1 pseudogene is annotated in these 427 nt (G+C 61.6%); it reads right to left on the reverse strand.

Annotated elements, in window-relative coordinates:
* Positions 1–425: pseudogene (locus BKN05_RS12365) on the reverse strand (hypothetical protein); the annotation flags it as partial.
* Positions 426–427 lie beyond the last annotated feature (2 nt).

Genomic DNA, 427 nt, shown 5'->3' on the forward strand with positions numbered 1-427 from the left:
CCAACCAGCGCGCTGACGGCCAAAGCCACGAGCGCAATCCACAGCCCCAGACTTTCGCCGTCATTGGAAATTGTGCTCAACGCGGTGGTGGACCAATGCAGCGGCAATAATCCAGCCAGCGCAGACCATGCTTGTGAAATCTCTGCGCTCGCAGCAGCCTGCCAAACCCAGCCAACCACGCCGACCTGCGCAATGCCCGCAACAGCGGCAATCACTATTCCCACGCGAATCCCAGCAATCCGCATCAAGGCCCAGGTGAACCCAGCAGCAACCCACGCGCTTAACGCCGAAACGCCAGCGGCAATCGCAACCGTCGCCACGCTGAGACCATCCCCCAGCAGACCAACCAATACCGCGCCGCTGGCAGCGGCCAACACACCACCACCCAGCTGCACTGCCCAAGCAGCTGCAAAGAACTGGCTCATCA

The sequence above is a fragment of the Corynebacterium sp. S5S1 genome (assembly GCF_001913985.1).
Classification (GTDB): Bacteria; Actinomycetota; Actinomycetes; order Mycobacteriales; family Mycobacteriaceae; genus Corynebacterium; species Corynebacterium marquesiae.